Genomic DNA, 4739 nt, shown 5'->3' on the forward strand with positions numbered 1-4739 from the left:
GGTTGGTTTTGTTCAGATGCTGCTGGAGCAGGGCCTGTTGCGTCAGAACGGAATCTTCAATGATGAGCTGGAACAGGCGGGTGATGTAGTGGGCATCAAGATGATGCGCTTTGCCGAGCTGTATCAACCGTTCCAGTAAATCACGCTCGCGATCGATATCGCGCACCGGCCGATGAGAATCCAGCTTGGCTTTGCCCACTTCAATGGCGAGCGCGCGGCGTTCTGCCAGCAGGGCCAGTAACTTTTCGTCGAGTGCACTGATTTTTACGCGTAAATCCAGGAGCGGGTTTTCCGGTGTCATAGTGTTGTCTGTCTCATTTTATCGTTATCAATAAAAAAGGCCTCCCGGTGTGGGAGGCCTTGTTGTTCGTCTTCGCATTCTTTATCACACGACGAAACGCCTCCCGGTCAGGGGAAGGTAAAAAAGAATGCGAAGAAAAACGGCGTCTGTTTCATTAGGTCATCCTGAAATTGATAGGGTTAAAGTACCTGTACTGTTTTGATCCTGTCAATAAAAAACGCGCCCGAAGGCGCGTTGTCGGTACACTCAATTTAAAGGATTACTCTTCTTCAACTTCTTCCGCGAAGCTGGCGTCTTTCACCGATGTTGTGGCGCGACGGGCTTCACCTTTGTGTTGCACTTTATTGAGCTGCCGTTCCAGCTTGTTGATCAAATCGTTAATTGCGGTGTACATATCCTCGTGTTTAGCGCTGGCGACCAGATGGCCGTTTGGAGTATTGATAGTTGCATCAGCGACGAAACCCTGCGGCTCCTTGGACAGGATGATATGTGGATTAATCAAATGTGTTTGCCATTTATCCAGTTTGGCGAGACGGTCTGCGACGTGCTGGCGGATTGCCGGAGTAATTTCCATTTGTTTACTGGTAATGTTCATTGTCATAAATTTTACCTCTTGTCTTTCCGTCTTGGTGATTCCAGCATACCCGACCTAATGTCAAAATGTGTGATTTAGATCACGTTATTTTGTCGGTTTTTGTCAGGGAATCTTTTTTGTGAGGCAGGGCAGGAAGAGGTGAGATTTACCTTGTCGAAGCCAGCAATTGCGGTCATAGTTGACTGGATGTGTTGAAGCTAAACCGCTTCAGCGTAAGTCTGAAAGAATAAAAAAACGGCAGCCTGCGGGCTGCCGTTATGCGTTGTAGCGGTATCAGGTGTTGCTGCTGTTCGCGGCGATGATTTTCGCCACTTTGTCAGCCTGAGCCGTCATCTGCATCTGGCGATACGCATTCTCCATCAGCTTCAGGCCATCACGCGTGGCCTGGGTATCTGGATAATCACGCAGCATGCCTTCTACACGGTTAACCACGGCAACCCATGCGCCACGGCGAGTGTAGTATTCCGCGACGGAGTACTCGTATTTCGCCAGACGATCTTTCAGGAACACCAGACGCTTAGTGGCATCGGTAATGTACTGGCTGTTCGGGTAGCTACGCACCAGTTTGGAGAAGTCATTGAAAGCATCACGCGCATGTTGCGGGTCACGGTCAGAACGATCCACCCCGAAGAAGCCCTGCAATGCACTGTCATCCAGCGCCATGTTAGTCAGGCCGCGCATGTACATCACGTAATCGATGTTAGGATGGGTAGGGTTCAGACGCATGAAACGATCGATCGTTGCCTGAGCCAGCGGCAGATCGGCATTTTTATAGTAGGCGTAGATAAGATCTAACTGTACCTGCTGTGAATACGGACCAAACGGATAGCGATTATCCAACGCTTCCAGTTGCGTTATCGCCTGTTTCCAGTTACCGTCCTGCAACTTTTGTTGTGCAGTCGCATAGATTTCATTCGGCGGATTGTCAGGGACCTGTTCATTCGAACCGGAGCAGCCCACCAAAGCCAGGCTCAACGTGGCCGCTGCCACCAGATATTTCATGCGCGTCATGACGTTTTGACTTTCCTCAAATGTTTGTCCGGGAGAAACTCAGTTCCTGCTCCCGATTAAGACCAGCTACAATAGCACACTATATTAAACGGCAAAGCCGTAAAACCCAACGTTAAACGAAGAAGCAGTTTATGGCACAACGAGTAGAACTCACCGCAACAGTCTCCGAAAATCAGCTCGGTCAACGCTTAGATCAGGCTTTGGCCGAATTGTTCCCTGATTATTCGCGTTCACGTATAAAAGAATGGATCCTTGACCAGCGCGTGCTGGTAAACGGCAAGATCTGGGACAAACCAAAAGAGAAAGTGTTTGGTGGGGAAGCTGTCGCCATCAATGCTGAAATCGAAGAGGAAGTCCGCTTCGAGCCGCAGGATATCCCGCTGGATATCGTCTACGAAGATGACGATATTCTGGTCATCAACAAACCGCGTGACTTTGTCGTCCATCCGGGCGCGGGTAATCCTGACGGTACGGTACTTAACGCACTCCTTCATTATTACCCGCCGATAGCTGACGTACCGCGTGCCGGTATCGTTCACCGTCTGGATAAAGACACCACGGGTCTGATGGTGGTGGCGAAGACGATCCCCGCCCAGACTCGACTGGTGGAATCTTTGCAGCTGCGCGAAATCACCCGTGAGTATGAAGCGGTGGCGATTGGTCATATGACCTCTGGCGGCACGGTGGAAGAGCCGATTAGTCGTCATCCAACCAAGCGTACGCATATGTCCGTGCACCCGATGGGTAAACCGGCGGTAACCCATTACCGCATCATGGAACATTTCCGTATTCATACGCGCCTGCGTCTGCGTCTGGAAACCGGGCGTACTCACCAGATCCGCGTGCACATGGCGCATATTACCCATCCGCTGGTGGGTGACCCTGTTTACGGCGGTCGTCCGCGTCCACCAAAGGGCGCATCGGATGAATTCATCTCCGTGCTGCGTAAATTCGATCGCCAGGCGCTGCATGCGACGATGCTACGTCTTTACCACCCAATCACCGGAATTCAGATGGAATGGCATGCGCCTATCCCACAGGATATGGTGGAACTTATCGACGCGATGCGCGCAGATTTCGAAGAACATAAGGATCACGTGGACTGGTTATGACCAAACTGATTGTCCCGGCGTGGCCACTGCCTGAAGGCGTGGCCGCCTGTAGTTCAACCCGTATCGGTGGCGTGAGCCAGGGCGCGTGGGAGTCTCTGAACCTCGGTGCGCACTGTGGCGATAACCTGGAGCACGTTGAAGAGAACCGTAAACGCCTCTTTGCTGCGGGAAACCTTCCTTCAAAACCGGTCTGGCTTGAGCAGGTGCACGGTAAAGCGGTGCTGAAGCTGACGGGGGAGCCCTATGCGTCTAAACGCGCCGATGCTTCGTACAGCAATACGCCGGGAACGGTTTGCGCGGTGATGACTGCTGATTGCCTGCCGGTGTTGTTCTGCAATAAGGCAGGAACTGAAGTGGCTGCTGCCCACGCCGGATGGCGAGGCCTGTGCGAAGGCGTGCTGGAAGAGACCGTTGCCTGCTTCCATGACGATTCTGCAAATCTCATCGCCTGGCTTGGCCCGGCGATTGGCCCGCAGGCATTTGAAGTGGGGCCTGAGGTTCGGCAAGCTTTTATGGAAAAAGATCCTCAGGCGGTTAATGCGTTTGTGGCATCCGGCGATAAATATCTGGCCGATATTTATCAGCTTGCCCGCCAGCGCCTTAATAATGTCGGCGTGACCCAGATCTTCGGCGGCGATCGCTGTACATTCACCGAAAAGGGTGATTTTTTCTCCTGGCGCCGTGACAAGACGACAGGCCGTATGGCAAGTTTCATTTGGCTGATATAACCTAAAGAATCAAGACGATCCGGTACGCGCCGTTTTCTTTTCACATAATTCAGGTTATTAACCTTGAATAATTGAGGGATGACCTCATTTAATCTCCAGTAGCAAATTTGACCTGTTATGGGAGGAGTTATGCGTCTGGATCGTCTTACTAATAAATTCCAGCTTGCTCTCGCCGATGCCCAGTCCCTCGCACTGGGGCACGACAACCAATTTATCGAACCTCTTCATTTAATGAGCGCCTTGCTGAATCAGGAAGGGGGATCGGTACGTCCTTTGTTAACGTCCGCTGGCATTAATGCCGGCCAGTTACGCACCGCCATCGATCAGGCGCTGAGTCGTTTACCGCAGGTAGAAGGTACCGGTGGCGACGTACAGCCGTCACAGGATCTGGTGCGTGTACTGAACCTTTGCGACAAGCTGGCGCAAAAACGTGGGGACAACTTTATTTCGTCAGAGCTGTTTGTTCTGGCGGCGCTTGAATCACGCGGTACCTTAACCGACCTGCTGAAATCCGCCGGTGCAACCACCGCTAATGTGACCCAGGCGATTGAGAAAATGCGCGGAGGTGAAAGCGTGAACGACCAGGGAGCCGAAGACCAACGTCAGGCTTTGAAAAAATTTACGGTCGATCTGACCGAACGTGCCGAGCAGGGCAAACTTGACCCGGTAATCGGTCGCGACGAAGAAATTCGCCGGACTATTCAGGTACTGCAACGTCGTACCAAAAACAACCCGGTGCTGATTGGTGAGCCTGGCGTCGGTAAAACCGCCATCGTTGAAGGGCTGGCGCAGCGTATCGTTAATGGTGAAGTGCCCGAAGGGCTGAAAGGCCGTCGCGTACTGGCGCTGGATATGGGCGCGCTGGTGGCCGGGGCGAAATACCGCGGTGAATTTGAAGAGCGTCTGAAAGGCGTGCTGAACGATCTGGCGAAACAGGAAGGCAACGTCATCCTGTTTATTGACGAACTGCACACTATGGTGGGGGCAGGTAA

Annotated in this window: 7 protein-coding genes and 1 other annotated feature; of the genes, 3 read left to right on the forward strand and 4 right to left on the reverse strand. The window is 52.3% G+C overall.

Translation table 11 applies throughout. The features are described 5' to 3' along the window. The 4 genes from HP459_RS21435 to bamD all read right to left on the reverse strand — a co-directional run. Positions 1 to 301 (reverse strand): chorismate mutase (locus tag HP459_RS21435; RefSeq protein ID WP_171936806.1); only part of this gene is annotated, 301 nt, incomplete at its 3' end. A gap of 30 nt (positions 302 to 331) precedes the next feature. Next, positions 332 to 457: a sequence feature (Phe leader region), on the reverse strand. Further along, positions 409 to 456, reverse strand: coding sequence for a pheA operon leader peptide PheL (pheL, locus tag HP459_RS21440; protein WP_100229775.1), 48 nt, complete (start codon positions 454 to 456; stop codon positions 409 to 411). (Overlaps the previous feature by 48 nt.) Before the next feature lie 103 nt (positions 458 to 560). After that, positions 561 to 902, reverse strand: coding sequence for a ribosome-associated translation inhibitor RaiA (gene raiA, locus HP459_RS21445; protein WP_006811628.1), 342 nt, complete (start codon positions 900 to 902; stop codon positions 561 to 563). Between the two features lie 267 nt (positions 903 to 1169). After that, positions 1170 to 1907 (reverse strand): outer membrane protein assembly factor BamD, encoded by a 738-nt coding sequence (gene bamD / locus HP459_RS21450; protein ID WP_003863164.1) that lies wholly within the window; start codon positions 1905 to 1907, stop codon positions 1170 to 1172. A 131-nt stretch (positions 1908 to 2038) separates the two neighbouring features. Between bamD and rluD the strand changes: the two genes are divergently transcribed. From rluD to HP459_RS21465, 3 genes are all read left to right on the forward strand, one after another. Next, the gene (gene rluD, locus HP459_RS21455; protein ID WP_022649057.1) at positions 2039 to 3019 is read left to right on the forward strand and encodes a 23S rRNA pseudouridine(1911/1915/1917) synthase RluD; all 981 of its coding nucleotides are present in this window, start codon (positions 2039 to 2041) and stop codon (positions 3017 to 3019) included. After that, positions 3016 to 3747 carry a purine nucleoside phosphorylase YfiH gene (gene yfiH, locus HP459_RS21460; protein ID WP_171932823.1) on the forward strand — a complete coding sequence of 244 codons (732 nt, stop codon included), beginning with the start codon at positions 3016 to 3018 and terminating at the stop codon, positions 3745 to 3747. Before rluD ends, yfiH begins: the two co-directional genes overlap by 4 nt. A gap of 129 nt (positions 3748 to 3876) precedes the next feature. Beyond that, positions 3877 to 4739: Clp protease N-terminal domain-containing protein (locus HP459_RS21465; protein WP_171936807.1), on the forward strand; the 863-nt coding region annotated here is incomplete at its 3' end.

The organism is Enterobacter sp. CM29, assembly GCF_013179605.1.
Classification (GTDB): Bacteria; Pseudomonadota; Gammaproteobacteria; order Enterobacterales; family Enterobacteriaceae; genus Enterobacter; species Enterobacter intestinihominis.